At 61.7% G+C, this 20,342-nt stretch carries 17 protein-coding genes and 1 pseudogene; 1 reads left to right on the top strand and 17 read right to left on the bottom strand.

Annotated features, from left to right (window positions below; all coding sequences use genetic code 11):
* Positions 1-10 precede the first annotated feature (10 nt).
* The 4 genes from OKW28_RS10975 to OKW28_RS10960 are packed head-to-tail and all read right to left on the bottom strand — an operon-like array spanning position 11 to position 4,548.
* Entirely contained in the window at positions 11-1,075 is a 1,065-nt protein-coding gene (locus tag OKW28_RS10975; RefSeq protein WP_429445421.1) for a WD40/YVTN/BNR-like repeat-containing protein, read from the bottom strand.
* A gap of 53 nt (positions 1,076-1,128) precedes the next feature.
* Positions 1,129-1,437 carry a DUF1329 domain-containing protein gene (locus OKW28_RS10970; protein ID WP_429445419.1) on the bottom strand — a complete coding sequence of 103 codons (309 nt, stop codon included), beginning with the start codon at positions 1,435-1,437 and terminating at the stop codon, positions 1,129-1,131.
* Positions 1,438-1,486: 49 nt separating this feature from the next.
* Complete coding sequence (locus tag OKW28_RS10965; protein ID WP_429445416.1) at positions 1,487-2,836, bottom strand: DUF1329 domain-containing protein; 1,350 nt, start codon at positions 2,834-2,836, stop codon at positions 1,487-1,489.
* 14 nt (positions 2,837-2,850) lie between these two features.
* Complete coding sequence (locus OKW28_RS10960; RefSeq protein ID WP_429445414.1) at positions 2,851-4,548, bottom strand: DUF1302 domain-containing protein; 1,698 nt, start codon at positions 4,546-4,548, stop codon at positions 2,851-2,853.
* A gap of 1,357 nt (positions 4,549-5,905) precedes the next feature.
* Here OKW28_RS10960 and OKW28_RS10955 point away from each other — a divergent pair.
* On the top strand, positions 5,906-6,565 hold the full coding sequence (locus tag OKW28_RS10955; RefSeq protein ID WP_429445412.1) for a TetR/AcrR family transcriptional regulator: 660 nt from the start codon (positions 5,906-5,908) through the stop codon (positions 6,563-6,565).
* A gap of 141 nt (positions 6,566-6,706) precedes the next feature.
* Here the strand turns inward: OKW28_RS10955 and OKW28_RS10950 are convergent, their stop codons facing one another.
* The 13 genes and pseudogenes from OKW28_RS10950 to OKW28_RS10890 form a co-directional block, all read right to left on the bottom strand.
* On the bottom strand, positions 6,707-7,936 hold the full coding sequence (locus OKW28_RS10950; protein WP_429446921.1) for a cytochrome P450: 1,230 nt from the start codon (positions 7,934-7,936) through the stop codon (positions 6,707-6,709).
* Positions 7,937-8,007: 71 nt separating this feature from the next.
* Positions 8,008-9,111, bottom strand: a complete 1,104-nt coding sequence (locus OKW28_RS10945) for an acyl-CoA dehydrogenase family protein (protein ID WP_429445411.1) — start codon at positions 9,109-9,111, stop codon at positions 8,008-8,010.
* Between the two features lie 39 nt (positions 9,112-9,150).
* Positions 9,151-10,359 carry an acyl-CoA dehydrogenase family protein gene (locus tag OKW28_RS10940; protein WP_429445409.1) on the bottom strand — a complete coding sequence of 403 codons (1,209 nt, stop codon included), beginning with the start codon at positions 10,357-10,359 and terminating at the stop codon, positions 9,151-9,153.
* Between the two features lie 54 nt (positions 10,360-10,413).
* Positions 10,414-11,283 (bottom strand): MaoC/PaaZ C-terminal domain-containing protein, encoded by an 870-nt coding sequence (locus tag OKW28_RS10935; RefSeq protein ID WP_429445407.1) that lies wholly within the window; start codon positions 11,281-11,283, stop codon positions 10,414-10,416.
* A gap of 22 nt (positions 11,284-11,305) precedes the next feature.
* A pseudogene (locus OKW28_RS10930) lies at positions 11,306-12,113 on the bottom strand (enoyl-CoA hydratase).
* A 16-nt stretch (positions 12,114-12,129) separates the two neighbouring features.
* A complete protein-coding gene (locus OKW28_RS10925) occupies positions 12,130-13,296 on the bottom strand; it encodes an acyl-CoA dehydrogenase family protein (RefSeq protein ID WP_429445405.1) in 1,167 nt (388 codons plus the stop codon).
* A 34-nt stretch (positions 13,297-13,330) separates the two neighbouring features.
* Positions 13,331-14,485, bottom strand: a complete 1,155-nt coding sequence (locus tag OKW28_RS10920; protein ID WP_429445403.1) for an acyl-CoA dehydrogenase family protein — start codon at positions 14,483-14,485, stop codon at positions 13,331-13,333.
* Between the two features lie 31 nt (positions 14,486-14,516).
* The gene (locus OKW28_RS10915) at positions 14,517-15,716 is read right to left on the bottom strand and encodes an acyl-CoA dehydrogenase family protein (protein WP_429445402.1); all 1,200 of its coding nucleotides are present in this window, start codon (positions 15,714-15,716) and stop codon (positions 14,517-14,519) included.
* A 43-nt stretch (positions 15,717-15,759) separates the two neighbouring features.
* The gene (locus tag OKW28_RS10910) at positions 15,760-16,902 is read right to left on the bottom strand and encodes a CaiB/BaiF CoA transferase family protein (protein ID WP_429445400.1); all 1,143 of its coding nucleotides are present in this window, start codon (positions 16,900-16,902) and stop codon (positions 15,760-15,762) included.
* Between the two features lie 3 nt (positions 16,903-16,905).
* Positions 16,906-17,760, bottom strand: a complete 855-nt coding sequence (locus OKW28_RS10905; RefSeq protein WP_429445399.1) for an SDR family oxidoreductase — start codon at positions 17,758-17,760, stop codon at positions 16,906-16,908.
* 44 nt (positions 17,761-17,804) lie between these two features.
* Positions 17,805-18,620, bottom strand: coding sequence for an enoyl-CoA hydratase/isomerase family protein (locus tag OKW28_RS10900; protein WP_429445397.1), 816 nt, complete (start codon positions 18,618-18,620; stop codon positions 17,805-17,807).
* A gap of 17 nt (positions 18,621-18,637) precedes the next feature.
* Positions 18,638-19,444 carry an enoyl-CoA hydratase/isomerase family protein gene (locus OKW28_RS10895; RefSeq protein WP_429445395.1) on the bottom strand — a complete coding sequence of 269 codons (807 nt, stop codon included), beginning with the start codon at positions 19,442-19,444 and terminating at the stop codon, positions 18,638-18,640.
* Between the two features lie 11 nt (positions 19,445-19,455).
* Positions 19,456-20,256, bottom strand: coding sequence for an enoyl-CoA hydratase/isomerase family protein (locus tag OKW28_RS10890; RefSeq protein WP_429445393.1), 801 nt, complete (start codon positions 20,254-20,256; stop codon positions 19,456-19,458).
* Positions 20,257-20,342 lie beyond the last annotated feature (86 nt).

Here is a 20,342-nt window from a genome sequence, read left to right as displayed (position 1 = left end):
CTGCTCCCCCTTAGTGCAACTTCGACAATGCGATCCGCGACAGGCCGGCCGCACCGACCAGCACCGCGGTGTCGCCGCGCAGCGCCATGGCGAAGATGCCGCCTGGCTGGCTCGCGCCAAGTGTATGAAAGCTTGCTCCGTGGTCCGCGCTCTCGAGCAGTTCGCCCGCCTGCGTCGCGAGAATCAGATGACCGTTCGGCAGTTCGCCCGAAGCCAGAACGCTGGCGCCGGTTGGCAGCGTCAGCTTGTCCCACGTCGCGCCGCCGTCGGTGGAGCGATAGGCGCTGCCGAGCATCCCGTAGGCGATCAGCGCGTCGCCCGACGAAGCGAGACCGAAAAAGCTGCCCTTCGAAGGCGTCGGCACCGCGACGAAACGCTGCTTGTCGGGATCGAGCCTGAGCAGCAAGCCCTGCTCGCCCGCGACATAAAGCGTCCCGTTGATGCGGCGCATCGCATGCAGATTCAGTGCGTTGGGATTGTCGACGCGGTCGAACCAGGGCACCCAGCTCTTGCCGCCGTCGTCGGTATGAAAAATGATGTTGAACGAACCGATGACCCAGCCGGAACGCTCGTCATCGAACCAGACGTCGAGAAACGGACGGCCTCCCTGGTCTGCTTCAAAGCGCTCGGCCTCTTCGCGCGACGCCTTGAGATCAGGTGAATCGCCCTGTTGCTTCGCGTAGTACTCGCTCATCAGCCTGGCCGCCTGCTGGCCGTCGAGCTGTCGCGTCCAGCTATTGCCACCGTCGGTGGTATGGAGCACCTCGCCGTCGTGACCGACCGCCCAGCCCAGCGCGGCCGACTTGAACGTAACGGCCACCAGATCGGAACTCACCGGCACCGGTACCTGGCGCCAGTGCACGGCGGCGTCGTCCGATACGAGAATTGCTCCGCGCGGACCTACCGCGACCAGGCGCTGTCCTGCCTGCGCCAGCGCCATCAACGGTTCATGCGCGGCCTGCGGGTTGATGACGGCGGGCGAGCGCATCGGGTCGGCGAATTCGGCGTAGACCGCCCCGCTCGCGGCGCATGCCGCGGCGACGATTGCCAGCCAACGAAACAGGGTCTTGCGCATTGTGTCTCCTTCACAGTAACTGGCGATCGATCACGCGAACAGTCCTGAGCTTTTTATGAAAACTTCTTTGTGCGCCATGCCATAGCCGGCACGGCGCACGTGCTGCGTCCTTCCTTGTGCCTGGGCCGGCAGTACAGTGAACTCTTGAATTGGGCAGCGAGGATCGGCGTGCCGCTCGAGTCAACCAGCCACGTCTTCACATTATTGCGCTGCGCCGTACCCACGTAGCGCAGTTCCCAAACCCACGACGCTTCCTGACCGTCCTTCGGCACCGGGAACGGCTTGCCGCCGAATGCGCCGGAAACGAACAGGCCATTCTTTTCGAGCTTTGCGTTCTGCTGGTGATGCGTCCCGCCAGGCAAGCCGGGCAGGACGCATCACTCAATACCTCATCCTCAACTCGGCGCGCAATTAGCGCACACCCGCGGATTGCATACGCTCCGGCGTGAAGTAGTCGTTCGGAAAGTTCACGTTGAAGAAAATCCCGGGCGAGTCCGCCGGATGGCTGCCGAAGATATAAATGCCGCTGTTGAAGTCGTAGAACCAGTTACCGAGCGAATACGGCACCTTGTAGTCGTACGCGGGAACCGTGGTCTCAAAGCCGGCGCGATAGAGCTTGCCGGACTGGTCGTAGGCATCCATCATTCCCCCGCCGCCATCCTCGTCGAAGTACAGCGTCTTCTTGCTGTAGATGTGACGCGCGCCCGGCTTGAGCGTCAGCTCCACGACCCATACGCGGTGCAGTTCCCACCGGACATAATCGGGATTCACGAAATGCGGCGTGGTGATCTTGCTGGCCGGCGTGTCGTACTGCTGCTTGTAGTCGTTGTACGGAATGTACATTTCCTTCTTGCCGACCAGCTTCGCGTTCCAGCGATCGATCTTGCCGTAGAACAACTGGATGTCGTCCATCGTGATCGCGCCGGAATAGCCGGGGTTCGGCGTGTCGTAGGCGAGATCGGGCGCCACGCGCACGCGGCGTTGGCCCGGGTTGTATTCCCACGATTGCTGATCGTGATCGGCCGAATCCGTGAAGTACCAGAAGAGCGACGTGTCGCCAATCAGGCGGGCCGGTGCCGCGTAGTCGTTATATACCTGATACCAGATCGCGAGGGGACCCTTCTTGCGAAACTCCGCTTCGTACTTCGGCTCGAAATACGGATAGAGCAGCGAACTCTTGAACTGCGCAGCAAGAATCGGCGTGCCGCTCGAATCGACGAGCCACGTCTTCACGTTGTTTTTCTGGGCCGTTCCGACGTAGCGTATTTCCCAGTCCCACAGCGCCTCCTGACCGTTTTTCGGCACCGGGAACGGCTTGCCGCCGAACGCCCCATCGATATAAAGGCCGTTTTTATCGAGCTTGGCACTTTCCGCGTTCTTTTCCGAGTTCTGAAGGTACCAGTCCGGATACGAAGCCGAGCGGTGCGTCGGGTAAACGTCCATCCGGTAAGTCGGATAGCGCTTGAACAGCTCGATCGAGGCGGCGCTCAGTTTGTCGGTATATTGCTGATAGTTCTGAGCGGTGATTTGCAGAACCGGCTTTTCACCAGGAAACGGGTCCGCCCATTTACCGGAGTCGGCCTTGAACCCGGTCGGAAAGTCCTTGATGCCCCCCGTGTATGCCGGAATCGTGCCGTCCTTGTTGCCGGCAATTTCCGCGCCGAACGGGGTGATCCCACTCTCGATTGCCAGCGTATACGGCGAGGCCCAAACCGCGGCGAGTATCGCCAGCGCCTTAAGAAGCTTTGGGAATCTTTTCACACGTGCCTCCGTCATCAAAACGTTGTCTGATAGGTGATGCCGATCCACGACTTGTCGCTGTACGGTGCACCGAGCGCCGTCGCGGCTCCCGCCGTTGAGTACCCCTTCTTGTTCAGGTAGTAGGTGTAGGTAATGTCCACCTCATGCTTGTTGTAGATCGTGAAATCTAGCCCGATCACGAAGGTGTTCTGCCCCTGTGATTCGGCCGCTGGCGCGATGACAGATGAGTAGCCCTTCAGATTCAGATTAACGAACAGCGGCATCGTCAAATCAACCCCAGGGAATACCTGATACCACTGCGGGCTCGCACCAATGCCGATCCCGGCCCAGAAGCGCGTCGAGCAGTTGTTAAACGCGGAGTTGCCCGATGCCGAGCATTGGCCCGTGGTGTCATAACTGGAGTTGGCAAAATTCCGCGCATTCGATTGCACGCTTAGCAGCTCGTTGAACGCGAATTCCGCCTGCAGGAACATGTTGTCCCACAAGGGCGTCTTGCCGAACGACTGCGTGACGTTCAGCAGACCGTGCAGCGTGCGACCCGTCGGCGCATCGTTGACCGTGGTCGTGTTGACGGCGTTGAGTGGCATGTTCCAGCGATACGACAGCTCGCCTGCCACTGCCGCGCTGCCGATCGCACTGTTGAAGCCAGCGCCGATCAGGTTCACGTCGTTGCCGTACTTCGCCGTAACACCAGGAAGGTTGGTGCCTGGGAAGAGTTCCGGTCCGGCACCCGGGAGTAGCACCGCCGCCCATGGCATCTTCATGGCGAAGTGGCGGTACGTGAATTCATAGGTCGTTGCGAGCGAATCGACGCGCCACTTGCCGTTGACGCCGATATCGCCGATCTGGCCTTTCGTCGGCGCGATGCGTGGAATCGCGAATGTGCCCAGCCCCGGAATGTTTTGGTAGCTGGCGATCGGAGGGCCGTAAAGAATAGGATCGGCACCGCCGAAGTATGTGCCGCCTTCAGGCAGCCGATCGTGATTCCATTCGAACGTGTACTGCGCGCCGAGGGAGAACGTGTCGGTAATGTTCGTCGTCACGTTGGCCTGAGCCGTCGGCAACACGATTTCCTTGAGCGAAGCGCTCGGGCTCTGCGTCAGTTTCATCAGGTCGAGCGGCTGCTGACCGATGGCCACCGAGTTCGCGCCACCCAGCGTAGCAAACGCCGACTGCCCCCAGGTGACTGCCGTCCGGCCGAGCTTGACGTTGACAGAGTGACCACCGAGGTCAAAAGTGTGGAACACGAACGCATCACGCAGCTCGGCGCTCGGTCCCTGGTAGTACTTCTTGATGTAGCTGGTGTACTCGTTGTTCGGATAGTTCGGCGGAAATGCAGGATTGCTCGTATTGTGATTCTTGAACGTCGGGTCGTACCACGCGTCCATACTGATGCGGAAGCCGGACGTGTCCTTGTACTTGAAATCGAATTCGCTGTAGAGGTTCAGCATCGACTGGATCGTGCTGAACTTCGGCGTCGATAGATCGCCTTCGTCGTAGGTCGGGCTGTTCGTGTAGAAGTGGCTCGGGTTCTGAAGCCGGATGCCGTAGTCCGCACGCACCGTGTTGTCCCATTCCATGTCGATGTCCGGGTTCGGCACATCGAAGTGGAAGGCGTTGGCGTTCGCGCTCCACAACCCGCACGCTGCAGCGATGCAGGTCGCGTGCACGCCAAGGCTGATCGCACTTGGCTTTAGACTCTTCTGTTTCATGCGTCTCCTCTTGTCTTTGTCGAGCTGCCGCAGAAAAGGCCCAGGCCGTTGGACTGCCGCAGACTTTTGCAATGAAGCGAAACCGGCCTCCCTACCTCGTCAGCATCGCCTCAGATCCTTCCAACCGCGTCACCAGAATGCGAATGCTGTTCGGAAAGATAAACGCTCGAAACTCGACTGTCAACGCTCGCTCACCCCTAAGTGATGCAATTTTCCGAACGACTTTCTAAATGCGGGGTAAACGTGGATTTGAGTTCGATGATGAACTCGAAGCGGTCCGCGCATGGCCAGAATCGCACTGGTGCCCAATGCGTGCAGAGTGCGTGACGCTGACGAGACAGTGGTGACGCTTCCATTTGCGAGGTGTCCGCTTCGACTGCGCAGATTGGCGATGCAAACCATGGATGGCTTTCGGAAAACCGTCAGAGCGGATGATGAATCGATAGGCAGGCCGGACGCAGCCCGGATTCTTCGGCTTTAGTCCGGTACCCAGTACAGGCCACGATGAGCCGGTCTTTCGTCTTTCTATTCAGGCGCGAAAGCAGGACGAATCGCGGAAGCAGCCGAAAACGCTTGTGCGATCGGATCAGTTTCCTTGGCAGTCCTTTTGTATAGGCTGGTCATGAACCGCGATCAGACGAATCCCTTATCCCGTTGCTGCGTAGAAGTGCCTTTCTGGTTTGCGGGGAGGAGGCGGGAACACGCGCCATGCCCCGTCGTCGTGCCGAAAGAAGAATATCGCGAAAGCGTTCTCAGCGGCGGACGACCGCGCAAGTACACATTTCGTCTGGCCTGAATTTGCGAAAGTACATCGGCTGATGTGCACCGGGGTGGTTGCAGTGGGCGCAATCCACTTGTCGATCAGCGAACGCAAAGAACCTTCCGCAACCTTCATGTCCAGCTCCTTCTACGGCCTGTGCGCGCTGCTGGCATCACAACCGCGAACGCAAATTGGCGACTCTAACCGGCCAACCCGAAACCCTGCGAATCTGCTGCTTCGGCTTGCGACACGGTGGGAATGGTCGGGTTCCGGCGTAATGTGTCGGTTGACTAAATAATAGTAGTCAGCCGACCCATTATCAAGCCCAGATGACACCAGGGGAAATGCTGGTATGAACAAACCTGCCCTTTATTCGTGTAGGATATGTGATGTCGGGAGTGTCTGGATCAGACTCTATCTAAAAGCTAATTAGTCGGCAGACACATATTTATTCGTCATCTGACTATCATCAGATTAATGCCGGCGCTGCCCGATCAGGATCGAACGCCGCTCGTATCAGGCGGGTATAGCCCGCAGATACACATCCCGGACTGGCAACAAGCGAGAGGACAGCAGACGCCAAGGAGACCACAACAGATGAAAGACATGACCATCTCATCGGCAGACCTCGGCAACACGGCAGCAGACGGGCCCAGACGGCGCGGGAACAGAACGACCCGCGTGCCCGCCATCATCGAAGTGGCGATCGAGGTCTTCGCATCCGAAGGTAACGCTGGTTTCACTCAACGCCGCATTGCCAGCGAGGCAGGGATTCGACTGAGGACCTTGCAGCACTACTTCAGCACCCGCGAAGAACTATTGCGGGCCACGATCGAGGCATACACGGATCGCTATTTCGAGCACTATCGGGCGATCGCCCAAGACAAATCCCGGTCACCGGAAGCGCGACTGGATGTCATCGTCGACGAGGCGTTCTCTGTACTGACGGCGAGCGGCGGAAAACGCGTTAGCGCCTTTGTGCTGGAATCCTGGAGCCTCGCAGAGCACGAGCCCTTTCTGCATGCCCTGATGGCGAAATCTACTGCGGATTTTCAGGGTCTCCTGGCGGAACTGATCGCGCAGATAAACCCAACCTTGCCTTCGGGAGAATGCACGTTGCGCGGCGCCCTACTCCTTTCACATCTGCACGGTCTGGTCGTCTTTCTTCGCCGGTCCGGCGCGGACACCGTTAATGCGGACTCATTCCGTCACGCCATGAAGGTCGTCTGGCGAGCGTTGAGCAAGGCATCTCCATAAAACTGCAAGGCAGCTGCTTGTGCCAGAATCGCGCCCGTTTGGAGCGGTCGGCGCGCCATGTGACGGGCGCACCGAGCCGCAGATCGCCTTCTACAGACGCACATGGTCACAATGGCCTGCTCAGGCCATTGTGACCGATCCTCAGCGGACCACGTCCCAGACAAGAGGCAAGTGGTATAGCGTGCCGTTCACACCTCCGTGGACACCCGCTTTCTCGCCAGGCTTGATCTGGAAATCGGGAATCCGCTTAAGCCATTCCTGAAGGAAAACCTTCAACTCCACGCGCGCAAGGAACGAGCCGGGACAACGATGCGCGCCATTGCCGAACGTCGAATGAATCGGCGTAGGCCGAGCGAAATCGACGCTCAGCGGATCGTCGAACTTCCTCTCGTCCAGACCGTGCAGTGTGGTCGGCATGATTATCATGTCACCCGCCTTCATCTGCACGCCGTTGTACTCGAAATCGTGTGTGATCCGCCGCCCTTGATTGACCACCGGGAAGCGCCGCAGAAGCTCGTCCACGGCCTTCTGCGTCAGTTCGGGGTTGTCGATGAGCTGCTTCCGGTGGGCCGGGCTCCCAGCGAGGAATCGCGCGATAAAGCCCATTGCCGAGGCAACCGTGTCGAGGCCGCCAATCAGCACGAGACCACAGAGCCCCCGCACTTCTTCGTCGGTGAGCGCGCGCCCGTCGATCTTCGAATGGACAATCTTGCTGATGAGATCGTCACCCGGGTTCGCGCGGCGTTCCGCAATCTTCACCCCCAGGTACTGAAAAATCGCACCGAGCGCCTTGAGCTTCTCGTTGGCATCGACCGGGCGCACCATCTTGTCAGCGAGGCCGAGCAAGTACTCGCGATCCTCGGCGGGCAGCGCCACCATGTTCATGAAAATGCCGATCGGAAGATGCTGCGCAAACCCCGATACGAATTCCACCTCGCCCTTAAGATAAAAGCCGTCGATCAATTCGATCGCCATTTCGCGCGCCTTCTCCTCGAGCTTGCCGATTGCCTGTGGCATGAACGCAGGCGCGATCAGCGCGCGATAGGCGGTGTGCTGCGGAGGATCGAAGAAGATCGGCGGCAACGGTTGATGCTCGACGAGCGGCACTGTCAACTGCTTCGACGAGAAATTCTCATAGTCCTTGAGGATGTGATAGATGTCATCGCCGCGCGTCGCGATCCAGTGTCCGCCGTTGCGGGGTGTCCAGAGAATGTCGGGAATGCCTTCGGCGTGCAACTGCTTGAGCGAGAGATGGTAGTCGTCTTCGGCACCCGGCGGATTGTAGATATCGATGTCGAACACTCGTTCAGGCGATACGTGTGCGGGAATTGGCGCCAGCTCCGGAGTCGCGCCATGAGAAGCTACTGACATCAGTTGTCTCCTTTCTTCGAATCGACCGGCATGTGCGGTCGGGACCATTCTTGTCGTCTGATTAACTGCAATTACAGGAACGCACCGTACAGCTCGATATGGTGTTCGGTGTTTCCCCAAGTCATGTCGATGCAGGTGAGCCGCTTCACGTACCACCCCACCGCCAGTTCGTCCGTCATACCCATCCCGCCGTGCAGTTGTACCGCTTGCTGCGCCACGAAGCGTGCACTACGGCCAATGAGCGCCTTTGCGGCCGTAACAGCACGATGGGCCTCCAGGTCATCGTCCTCGCCAAGTTTCGCGGCAGCAAAGAAGACCATCGATTTCGCTTGCTCTACCGCGGTCAAAATATCGGCGGCGCGATGCTGCAGCGCCTGGAATTTGCCGATCGGCGAACCAAACTGCTTTCGCGTGCGCAGGTATTCAAAGGTCAGATCGCTCAGCCGCGATATCGCGCCGACCGCTTCCGCACACAGCGCGAAAATACCTTGATCGACGGTCCACTCGAGCAAGGGATAGCCCTGATCGATGGCGCCGATCACAGCCTGTGCATCGACGCGCACGTTGTCCAGCACCACCTCGGCGACACGCTGGCCGTCGAGTGCCGGAAATCCCTTGACGCTGACGCCTTGCGTTCGCGCATCGACGGCGAAGAGTGTGATGCCGTGCTTGTCGGTCCGCTCGCCTGCGCTACGCGCCGAAACCAGCAGAATGTCCGCGCTGTCGCCGTGAAGTACAACGCCTTTGCGTCCATTCAGGATGAACCCGTCACGCGTTGGCTCGGCCCTCATCGCAACATTCCACAAATCGAAACGCGCGCCCGGTTCAAGCGTCGCCAGCGCGGTCTTCAGGCTGCCGTCCGCGATACCAGCCAGCCACTCCGCCTTGCGCGCCTCGTGTCCCGCGCGCCCGATCAGCTTCGCGCCGATCACGGCCGTCGAAACAAACGGCTCCAGTACGAGCCCACGGCCGAAGGCCTCCATCACGAGCATGGTCTCGACCGGCCCCGTGCCAAGGCCGCCATGATCCTGCGGCACGTTCAGCGCCAGCACGCCCATTTCGGCGAGCGTAGTCCAGTGCGCAGCCGACCACCCCTCGGGAGTAGCGGCGAGTCGGCGCCTCGCCTCGAAATCGTATTCCTTTTCGACGAAACGGCCGACCACGTCGGCCAGCATCTGTTCCTCTTCAACCAGCGTGAAGTCCATGGCGTGTCCTCAGATGCCGAGCGCCTGCTTGGCGATGATGTTTTTCTGCACTTCAGTCGAACCGCCGTAGATCGAAATCTTGCGCCAGTCCAGGTAGTGCGCGGCCAGCGCGTTGAGCAGCTCGCCGTTCGCGGTTTCGCCGCGCCAGTGCGCCTCCAGCGCTTCGCTTACAAAAGGCACCGCATAGGGGCCTGCGCATTCCATGATCAGCTCCGTAAGCTCCTGCTGAATCTCCGAACCGCGGATTTTCAGCACCGAAGCCTCCGGTCCGATGGGACGTCCTGCAGTTTCGGCTGAGACGACGCGCAGCAGCGACCATTCGTGCGCGATCAAATCGATTTCCACCCTGGCGATGCGATCGCGAAAGCGAACGTCCTCGATGAGAGGCTTGCCGTGCTTACGCTCGGTGCTGGCAATCTCCTTCAGACGTCGCATGAAACGTTTGCAGTTGCCGAGGCCGGCGATATTGGTCCGCTCGTGGCCGAGCAGATACTTGGCGATCGACCAGCCGCGATGCTCCTCACCGACGAGATTGCTCACTGGCACTGCCACATTGTCGAAGAACACTTCGTTGACGTCGTGGCCGCCGTCAAGCGTGCGGATGGGTCTGACCGTAATGCCGGGCGTCGACATATCGATCAGCAGGAACGAGATGCCCTCCTGTGGGCGGCCGCTGCCATCCGTGCGGACCAGGCAGAAAATCCAGTTCGCCCATTGGGCAAACGAGGTCCAGATCTTCTGGCCGTTGACGACGTAGAACGGTTGATCGTCGCGCTCGACGCGGTCCGCACGCGTCTTGAGCGACGCCAGATCGGAACCCGCACCCGGCTCGGAGTAACCCTGACACCACCAGTCCTCCATCGAGATGATGCGCGGCAGGAACCGTTCGCGCTGCGCGTCGGTGCCGAACTTCTGGATTACAGGTCCAACCATCGAAAGGCCAAACGGCATCTGGCGCGGCGCGCCGGCGGTAAAGCATTCCTCGTCGAAAATGTTGCGCTGCGCGGCATTCCAGGCGGCGCCGCCGAATTGCGCGGGCCACGCAGGTGCGCCCCATCCCTTCCCGGCCAGAATGCGTTGCCAGCGCACGTAGTCTTCGCGCGGCACATGGCGGAAGTTCAGCACCCGTTCACGAATGTCGTCGGGCAAATGAGTCGCTACGAATTCGCGCACCGTGGCGCGAAATTTCTTGTCGGCGGGACTCTCTTTCAGGTCCATCGTCAGGCTCCAGTCGCGGCCCGGCAAAGCGCGTCGGCGCTGCCGGGCGCGGTTTCAGGCAATTTCCACGATTCCGTTGTTCAGCACCACCACATCGCGTGCGTCGACGCGCGCCCGCAGATGCAGACGCGTGTCACTGTCCCGCCAGAACTGGAAGCGCACTTCTTCGCCGGGGTACACCGGCGCGGTCAGGCGCAAGGCGAGTCGCTTCAGACGCTTTGCATCGTTGCCCGCGAAGGTGCGAATCGCGGCGTAACCCGCCATGCCATAGGTCGCGAGGCCGTGAAGAATGGGCCGGTTGAATCCGGCTTTCGACGCCACCTCCGGGTCCGCGTGCAGGGGGTTGGCGTCGCCCGAAAGGCGGTAGATTAACGCTGCATGCGCGCCGGTCGAAAAGACGTATTCCGCGTCCGGCGCGCGCTCCGGCACAGCCGGAAGCGCTTCGGGCGGCGCGTCGCTCGCGCCCGACTCGGCGCTGAACCCTCCGTCGCCGCGCAGAAAGGAGACCTGCCGGACTTCGGCAAGTTGTTCGCCCGTCGAGGCGTCGATGATGTCACGCTTGAGTTCGACGATCGCGCCCTTGCCCGCGCCCTTGTCCGAGATGCGGCTCACCCGCGTCTTGCTGACGATGGTCGCTGCAACCGGCATCGGGCGCATGAAGCGAACGTCCTGCTCACCGTGCACGAGCTTCAGGTAGTCGATGCCCGTACGCGAATCGCGCATCCACGATTTCGGCCACGCGAACGCGGCCGCGCAAGTTGGCATCGCTTGCAGGTCCTTTTCATATACGTAGCGCAGCTGTTCTGCGTCCAGCGGGTCTGCGCCCAAACCGAGACCCAGCGAATACAGCATCACGTCGCGCTCGCTATATGTCTGCGTGACATCTTCGATCGGCCAGTTCCTGACGACTTCGTAGTTCAGCATGAGGTGGTAGTCCTATGTGTGCTCAGTAGTCCGTGAAGTTGGGCTTGCGCTTCTCGAGAAAGCTCGCCATGCCTTCCTTGTAGTCATCGCACTGGTTGGCGATCGGCATGTCCAACCCGGCGTGTATCACCGCCTCGTGGGGCGTCTGGAACGGCACCTTCCCAGACCTGCTCCTTCATGATGCGCATCGAGCGCGGCGAGCAGTACTCCGCCATTTCACGCGCGTACGCATAGGTCTCCTCGACCAGCTTGTCCGCCGGAATTGCCCGATTCACGAGTCCCATACGTTCGGCTTCGCGCCCCTTGATCTTGCGTCCCGACAGCAGCAGGTCGAGCGCGTGCGCCTGGCCGACGTGACGCGCGAGTATCCAGGCCATTCCGTATTCCGCGCTCAGGCCGCGGCGCGCGAATGCCGTCGTGATGGTCGCGTCTTCGGACGCAAAGCGGATGTCGCAGAAAAGGGCGTGGATCAGGCCAATGCCGACGGTGGCGCCATTGAGCATCGCGATCACCGGCTTCGGAATGGCCGGGTAGTAAGAGCAGCGCGTTTGCCAGTCGGCGCGCTTGCGCATATCGAACGGACGCGGGAGCTTCGTCATGAGCGCGGCGGGATCACCGCCGAAGCTGTGAATATCGCCGCCCGCGCAAAACGCCTTGCCCGCGCCGGTGAAAACGATGACGCGCACGCCATGGTCCGAGCCCGCCGCCTGCATCGACTCGTACACTTCGGTCGCCACCTGGTCGTTCCAGGTGTTCATGTGTTCCGGACGGTTCAGCGTGATCGTCGCTACACGGTCCTTGACGTCGTACAGAATGGTCTCGAAGCGCATCAGATCCCTCCAAAGCTCAGAATGAACGCGGCAGGTCGAGCACGTGCTCGGCGACGTAGGACAGAATCAGGTTCGTCGAAATCGGCGCCACCTGATAGAGCCGGGTTTCGCGGAACTTGCGCTCGACATCGTATTCGCAGGCGAAGCCGAAGCCGCCATGGGTCTGCAGACAGGCATTCGCGGCTTTCCACGAAGCCGTGGCCGCGAGATGCTTCGCCATGTTCGCTTCCGCGCCGCACGGTTGATGGTTGTCGAACAGTTCGCAGGCCTTGTAGCGCATCAGATCCGCCGCGCGCACGTCGATGTATGCCTCGGCGATCGGGAACTGGATGCCCTGGTTCATACCGATGGGCCGGTCGAACACGATACGCTCGCTGGCGTACTTCGCCGCGCGCTCGACGAACCAGTAGCCGTCGCCGATGCACTCGGCCGCGATCAGTGCGCGCTCGGCGTTGAGTCCGTCGAGGATGTACTTGAAGCCCTTGCCTTCCTCGCCAATCAGGTTCTCTTCGGGAATCTCCAGATTGTCGAAGAACAGTTCGTTCGTCTCGTGATTGACCATGTTCGGAATCGGCCGCACGGTCAGGCCATTGCCGATAGCCTGGTGCAGGTCCACGAGAAAGCACGACAGCCCATCCGACTTCTTCTTCACGTCCGACAACGGCGTGGTGCGTGCGAGCAGGATCATCATGTCCGAATGCTGCACGCGCGAAATCCATACCTTCTGGCCATTGACCACGTAGCGGCCGTCTTTCTTCATGGCGGTGGTCTTCAGCTTCGTGGTGTCCGTTCCCGTGGTCGGCTCGGTCACGCCCATCGACTGCAGGCGCAGTTCGCCGCACGCGATCTTGGGAAGGTACTTGCGCTTTTGTGCTTCCGAGCCGTTACGCAGCAGCGTATTCATGTTGTACATCTGGCCGTGGCAGAACCCGGAGTTGCCGCCGTTGCGGTTGATCTCCTCCATGATCACGGACGCCTCGGTCAACCCCAGACCTGAACCGCCATACTCCTGAGGGATCAGCGCGGCCATCCAGCCGGCCTTCGTCAGCGCGTCCACAAACGCCTCGGGATAGACGCGCTCGTGATCGATGCGGCGCCAGTACTCGTCGGGGTACGCCTTCGAGAGGTCGCGCAAGGCGTCGCGCAGTTCCTGATATTGATCGGGTGTGGAAATTCGGCTCATGAATGGTTTCCGTTTGCTTGGCTGGACGCGCGGCTCACGCTGCTGCATCGATCAGTCCGCCGGCATTGGCGAGCTGGGTCAGATGATGTTCGGTCGAACCGAACTGGATGTCGATCACGCTCAGGCGTCTCAGGTAGTGACCGATCTTGCACTCCTCGGTCATGCCGATGCCGCCGTGCAATTGCACGCCTTGTTGACCGACGAAGCGGCCCGAGCGTCCGATCTGCACTTTCGCCGCCGACATACTGCGATCGCGTTCCGCCGCGTCCGGCTCCTCGCTCATCATGGTCGCGAAGAGCGCCATGCTGCGCGCCTGCTCCACCATGACGAGCATGTCGACTGCACGATGCTGGAGCGCCTGGAATGATCCGATAGGCACCCCGAACTGCTTGCGGACCTTCAGGTACTCCACGGTTTCTTCGTGCGCAGCTGCCATTGCACCTACGGCTTCCGCGCTCACTGCCGCGACCGCGTGAGCAACGACCGTTTCGATGAGCGGCAAGGCAGCGCCCGCCACGCCCAGAACGTCGCTATCCGGAACGCGCACCCCCGACAACTCGACGTCCGCCGCACCCAGCCGGTCTTGCGTCGGATACGTGTGGCGCGTCACGCCCTGCGCGTCGGCCCTGACCACGAACAGCCCGATGCCGTCACGCTCGCGCCTACCACCGGACACGCGCGCCGACACCACGAGAACGTCGGCGCTGCCGCCGTGGAGCACAACGCGCTTGGCGCCGTCGAGCACCCAGCCGGCGGCTTCGCGCCGTGCGGTAGTCGCAACGTCCGCGAGGTCGTACCGCGCCTGCGCCTCGCTGTGCGCGAACGCCATCTGCAACTCGCCCTGCGCAATCCGCGGCAGAATCGCCGCGCGTTGCGCCGCGTTGCCGCCAAGCCGCACCAAGCCGCCGCCCAGCACGACCGTCGCGAGATACGGTTCGACCGCGAGAGCGTGGCCCAACGCCTCCATCACGATCATCGTCTCGACAGGGCCGCAGTTGCTGCCGCCGTATTCCTCGTCAAACGAAAGGCCCAACAGACCCATGTCGGCGTAACGCGCCCAAAGCTCGCGGCTGAAACCGTCCGGCTCAGCGAGATACTTCGCGCGCTGCTCGAACCCGTACTCGTCTTTGACGAGCCGGTCGACGCTGTCCTTGAGCATGCGTTGCTCATCGGTGAAATCAAAGTCCATATCTCATGCTTCTCCGCAGTTCGCCCGTCGCTCAAAGTCCGAGTACGGACTTGGCGAGAATGTTCTTCTGAATCTCGTTGGAGCCGCCCACGATCGAGACGTGGCGCGCGAAGTAGTGATTCGGCGCAACGGTGAGCGCCCATTCGGGTTCGCGAACCGGATCGGCAAGCCCACGCAGGAAGTCGAGGTCGAGCGGTAGAGCATCCGGCCCTGCCACCTCGAGGAGCAATTCAGCTGCGAGTTGCTGCAGCTCCGAACCCTTGATTTTCAGGATCGAGGTCTTCGGGTCGGGCACATGGCTCTCCTGCGAGCTGCTCTCGGCGATCACGCGCATCTGCGTCATCTCCAAGGCCTTCAGTTCCACCTCGACAGCCGCGACACGTTCGCGAAAACGCGGGTCGTCCCACAGCACACCGTCGCCGCAGGGCACGCGCTTCGCAAGATCCTTCGCGTGACGCACGCGCATCTTCGAAACGCCCACGCGCGCAATGCCGCTGCGTTCGTTGCCAAGGAGATACTTCGCGTAATCCCAACCCTTGTTCTCCTCGCCAATTCGGTTCGCAACCGGCACGCGCACGTTGTCGAAGAACACCTCGTTGGTTTCATGGTGGCCGTCGATCGTGATGATCGGGCGCACGGTCAGGCCCGGCGTCTTCATGTCGATCAGCAGGTACGTGATGCCCTGCTGTTTCTTGCCGCTCGAATCCGTGCGCACGAGACAGAACATCCAGTCCGCGTGATGCGCCGTCGAAGTCCAGAGCTTCTGGCCGTTGATGACATAGTGGTCCCCGTCGCGCACCGCCTGGGTCCGCAGCGCGGCCAGGTCCGAACCGGCGCCGGGCTCGGAGAATCCCTGGCAGAACCAGTATTCGAGGCTCGCGATGCGAGGCAGGAAATGGCGCTTCTGCTCCTCGCTGCCGAACGCGATCAAAACCGGACCGATCATGTTCACGTTGAATGACAGCGTCTCGGGCGCCGGGGCCATGTGCAGCTCTTCCTTGAAGATGTATTGCTGCACCGCGCTCCAGCCCGTCCCGCCCCACGCCTTGTCCCACGCTGGCGTCGCCCAGCCGCGCTCGTAGAGCATGCGTTGCCAGCGGCGCAGGTCGGCCGCCGAATAGCGCTGCCCCAAGGTAGCCTTGCGTCGGATGTCGGCCGGCAGCGCTTCCTTGAAGAAGGCTCTGACCTCATTGCGGAACGCCAGCTCGTCGTCGGTATATCGCAGATCCATGAGTGTCTCGTTTCGTCTTTATGGGTCGCCTGTCGGGTGCGGCTCAGGCCAGCGTTCCCGCTTCTTTCAACTCGCCAATGCGGCCCGGTTCGAGCCATGCCGCCAGCGCGGCGTCGATCGTGGTCGCGTCGGGTGCCTCGGGCGCCGTCGGCTTCGCGGGCACCGTGGCGGAGAAGCGCGGCGCCGGCGCGGGCTGCACGATGCCGTCCACTTCGATGAACGTGCCGCGCGCCTTCAGATGCGCATGCTCGGGTGCCTCGGTCCACGACAGAACCGGTGCGAAGCACGCGTCCGTGTGTTCGAGCACGGTGGTCCATTGCTCGCGTGTGCGTCTCTTGAATTTCAGCGCGAACAGTGCGCGCGCGGCGGGCCAGTTGCTTGCGTCGAGCTGCGTACCCAGCGTTTGCGGATCGATGTCGAGCAGGCGGAGGAGTTCGAGATAGAACTTGTCCTCGATGGGACCGACCGTAATCCACTGGCCGTCCGCGCATTCATAAACGTCGTAGAAGTGCGATCCCGAATCCGTGATATTCGTCCCGCGCCCGTCGCGCCAGATGCCGGCAGCCTGCATGCCGAAGAACGTGGTAGCAAGGTTGGCCGTGCCGTCGACGATCGCGGCATCCACGATCTGTCCGGCGCCCCCGTTCCGCGCATGCAGGATCGCCGACAGGAGCCCCATTGCAAGGTACAGCGAACCGCCCGCATAGTCGCCGATCAGATTCAGCGGTATCGACGGTGGCTGATCGCGGCGGCCAATTGCGTTGAGGACGCCGGTGATCGCGATGTAGTTCAGGTCATGCCCGGCGTACTGCGCGAGCGGACCTTCCTGGCCCCATCCCGTGATGCGTCCGTAAGCGAGCTTCGGATTGCGTTCGAGGCAGGCCTGCGGACCCAGCCCGAGTCGCTCGGTTACGCCGGGTCGGAAACCTTCTATCAGGGCATCGGCGCGCTCCACCAGCGTGAGCACGAGTTCGACGGCCTCCGGGTCTTTCAGGTCGAGCGCAATCGTCTTTCGGTTGCGCAGCAACAGGTTGTAGCGCAGCGGACGCTCGATACCGAGCTTGACCGGCTGGCGACGTTCGATGCGCAACACCGTCGCACCCAGATCGGCGAGCAGCATCGCCGCCATGGGCCCCGGGCCGATGCCGGCCAGCTCGATGATTCGAACTCCTGCGAGCGGACCCATGGTTCAACCCTTGCGAGCGTGGGCGCGCATGGCGTCCCATTGCTCGTCGGTCCAGTCCTGCATCGCGCGGAAGGTCGGGCCGCCAACACCCTGCATCCAGCGGCCGCCGTCGATCACGATCATGTCGCCGGTGATGTAGCCGGAGCCATTGGACGCCAGATAAGCGTAGAGATTGGCAAGTTCCGCGTGATCGCCGAAGCGCCTCAGCGGCACCGAGCGCTCCTGCGGCTCGACCTGCGAGCCCGGCGGGTACAACTGCTCCCATGCGCCCGGCGTCGGGAACAGTCCGGGCGCCACCGCGTTCAGGCGAATGCCCTTCGGGCCCCACTCGACCGCAAGGCTGCGGGTCATGGCGAGAATACCCGCCTTCGCGGCCGCGGACGGCACGGTAAAGGCCGAGCCGGTCATCGTGGGCGTCGATACGGTACTGATCACGTTGCCCGGGTGACCCGCGTCGATCCAGCGCTTGCCCGCCGCGATCGTGCAATAGAAGCTGCCGTGCAGCACGATGTCGAGCACCGCATCCACCGCGCGCGCCGACAGGCTTTCCGTGCGCGCGATGAAGTTGGCCGCCGCGTTGTTCAGCAATACGTCGAGCGGACCATCCCGCCAGATGGTCTCCATCATCGACTCGACGGACTCGGCGCTGCGCACGTCCGCCTGCACCGTCGTGACACGCGCGCCAGCCACGACGCCGCGAAACTCGTCGGCCGTCGCGTCCAGCACTTCCTTGCGGCGACCGCAGATGACGAGATCGGCGCCCAGTTCGAGGTAGCGCAGGCCGATACTCTTACCAAGGCCGGTGCCTCCCCCGGTGATGAGGATTCTTTTGTTCTTCAGCAGGTCGGGCGTAAACATATGCGTTGAACTTCCAGTAGAGACAGCAACGGAGAATGGCGGCGTCAGGCACCCGTGAAAACCGGCTTGCGTTTTTCCATGAAGGCCGTCACCGCCTCCGCGTGGTCGCTCGTTTGACGGGTCAGCGGATTGAGGTCAGTTTCGAGGCGGCATGCGTCTTCGATCGAATTGCCCGCATTGACGAGGCTCGCCTTCAGGAGCGCCAGCGTCACTGGCGGATAGTTCGCGAAGCGCGCCGCGGCCTCGATCGCCGCATCGAGCGCGCCGCCGCTCGCGACCACCTCGCTGACCAGGCCGATGCGGCGCGCCGTGGCCGCGTCGATGACATCGCCTTTCAGCATCAACTCACGCGCCTTGCTGCCGCCGACCTTTTGCGGCAGTGTCCATAGAATTCCAGTGTCGGGAAGCAGTCCGACCTTGGCGAACGCACACGAGTACTTCGCGGTATCGGCACCGACCACGACATCGCATGCAGCCGCCAGCGACAGCCCCGCTCCATAGCACGTGCCCTCCACCGCCGCGACGACCGGCTTCGTGCCCGTATAAATCAGCTTGAACAGACGCACGCCCACCGCGATACGCTCACGAAGCGCCAGCAACTGTAGAGTGGTCGCGTGCATTTCGGACAGGTCGCCGCCCGCGCAAAAATGGCCGCCCGCGCCTGTCAGCACAATGGCGCGCGTTTGCGGATCGTCGTGCATTAGCCGGTGCAAGACCTCGGTCAGCGCAACGCGCATCCTCATGGAGAACGCGTTGCGGCGCTCGGGATAGTTCATCGTGACAATGGTCACGTCGCCTTGACGGCGCACCTGCACGATCTCGTCGGCGCCCGCGGCATTTTCCTTCTGCTCGATACTCATCGCATTGCTCCCCGCGCTCACTCACCCGTGAAGACCGGTTTGGTCTTTTCCATAAACGCCTTACAGGCAGCCTGATGGTCTTTCGACTGACGCAGGATGGGCTGATAGTCGATCTCGGCTCGCAGCGCGCCTTCCATGGTCGTCGCGGCGTTGGTCAGCGCGTCCTTCAGCAGCGCCACGCCGAGCGGCGGTAAGTCGGCAAGACCGCGCGCAACTTCGATTGCCTTTGCGCGCGCAGTACCCGGCCCGACGACTTCGTTGGCAAGGTGAATCGTTCCGGCCTTGTCTCCGTCGATTTCAGTGGCGAGCGAGAGCATCTCCCTCGCGCGAGCCATGCCGATGCGCTTCGGAAGCGTCCACAGAATACCGGTGTCCGGAATCAGGCCGACGCGCAGAAACGCCGCGCAAAAGCGTGCATTCGATGCAGCCACGACATAGTCGGTCGCGACCACGAGCGACAGCCCGGCGCCGAAGGCTACGCCTTCCACGGCCGCCACGACCGGCTTGGGTCCCGCCTGCATTTCACGCACTACCACGCACGACTCCGCCAGAATCTCGCGGCTTTGCAGGATCGTGCGCTTCGTCATCTCGGAGATGTCGGCGCCGGCGCAAAAGTGCTCGCCCGCGCCCGTCAGGACGATTGCCCGCGAGTCCGGATCTTCCACCATCAGCCGATGCATCGTGTCGCGCAACAACTGACGCATCTGACGTCCCATCGCGTTGCGGCGCCGGGGATTGTTTAGCGTCACGATCGCGACCGGTCCCTCGCGGGTCACCTCGATCAGCGACGTCGTATCGTTTTCTGCCGTTTCTTTCTCGCTCATGTTGGCTTCCTTCAGTCGGCCACGAACACCGGCTTGCGCTTTTCCATGAAGGCGCTCACTGCCTCCTGGTGTTCGCGGCTGCGGCGCAGGATGGGCTGCAGGTTGACTTCCGCTTCGATGGCTTCGTCGAGCGTACGGATGCCCGTCGCGAGCGCGGCCTTCAGGTGCGCGGTGGCCACCGAGGGCAGTTCCGCGTACTGTTGCGCCACCTTCGAGGCCGCGTTCAGCGCCTCCCCAGGCTCGACGACCTGATTGGCAAAACCGGTCTCGCCCGCTTCGACGCCGTTGAACTCCCGGGCACTCAGCATGAGCTCGCGTGCAAGGCCGCCGCCCACGCGCTGCGACAACGACCAATAGAGCCCCGTATCGGGCAGCAGCCCGACCTTGACGAACGCGCTCGCATAGCGCGCGGCCGATGATGTGACGACATGATCGCAAGCAGCGGCGAGCGACAGTCCAGCGCCAAACGCAAACCCTTCGACAGCGGCGACGATCGCTTTCGGGCCTTCGACCATCAGTCTGAAAATATCGAGCGGCAGTTCATTGCGCTGTCTATACTCGAGCACCTTGCGCGTCTGCATCTCCGAGATGTCCCCACCCGCGCAAAACGTATTGCCCGCGCCGGTCAGTACGATCGCACGGCAGGCTTCCTCATGATGCATCAGGCGATAAAGCTGCGCGTACAACGTCTCGCGCATCTTTAGTGAAAACGCGTTTCGCCGTTGGGGATAGTTCAATGTGACGATCGCGATTGCACCGTCTTGCCGGACCTGTACGATCTCCGCTGCATCGTTGCTGGTCTCTTCGCTCATCTGTCCGTCTCCTGTCGATCGGGGTTAGCGCTTTAGCGCTTACTCCGATCCCATGCAAAGCTGTTGACAGTGACCCTGGCGGGCGG

Source organism: Paraburkholderia sp. 40 (assembly GCF_050434105.1).
GTDB lineage: Bacteria > Pseudomonadota > Gammaproteobacteria > Burkholderiales > Burkholderiaceae > Paraburkholderia > Paraburkholderia tuberum.
The sequence above is the reverse complement of the archived record's forward strand: the minus strand, read 5'-3'. Positions and strand labels throughout refer to the sequence as shown.